General features: G+C 68.2%; 1 protein-coding gene. It reads right to left on the reverse strand.

Translation table 11 applies throughout. The features are described 5' to 3' along the window. Positions 1-578: cyclic di-GMP-binding domain-containing protein, MshE-related (locus tag ML342_RS11660; protein WP_500809972.1), on the reverse strand; the 578-nt coding region annotated here is incomplete at both ends.

Here is a 578-nt window from a genome sequence, read left to right on the forward strand (position 1 = left end):
GGGAAACTGCTTCAGATCGACGACCGGGTAGCCCATCTTGCGCGCCAGCGCGATGCGCAACTGCTCGCGGGTGAGCTGGCCGCTTTGCACCAGCAGTTCCCCCAGGGGGACGCTGCGCTCTTTTTTCTGCTTCTCCAGCGCCTCCTGCAGTTGTTCGGGGCTGATGAAGCCGAGCGCCGTCAGCGCCTCGCCGATGCGCACCAGCGGCATGCGGTGCTGCTCCTCCAGCGCCATGAGGAGCTGCTCGGGTTTGACGACCTCCTTGATCACCAAGTAGTCGCCCAGCTTGCGCTGACGCATGGCCTCCTGTTCGCGGGCGGCGATTTCCACCTGCTCCGGGGTGAGGGCCTGCTGCTCCACCAGCACGCGGCCGATGGCCTCGCCCACCTGCAGTTCGCGGTAGGCTTCGCGCGGCAGGAAGGTCCGCCGCACGCGGTCGTCGTCGTCGATGGGCTCGAACAGAAAGACCCCGGCGGCCGATTCCACCTGCCCGATGGTGATCCCCTCGCGCGTGGAGCCGTCCGCGAGCGTGAGGCGGTAGGGCAGGCGGGGCCGATAGCGCACCAGGGCCTCGAAGG

The organism is Thermomonas alba, assembly GCF_022419205.1.
In the GTDB taxonomy this organism is placed as follows: domain Bacteria; phylum Pseudomonadota; class Gammaproteobacteria; order Xanthomonadales; family Xanthomonadaceae; genus Thermomonas; species Thermomonas alba.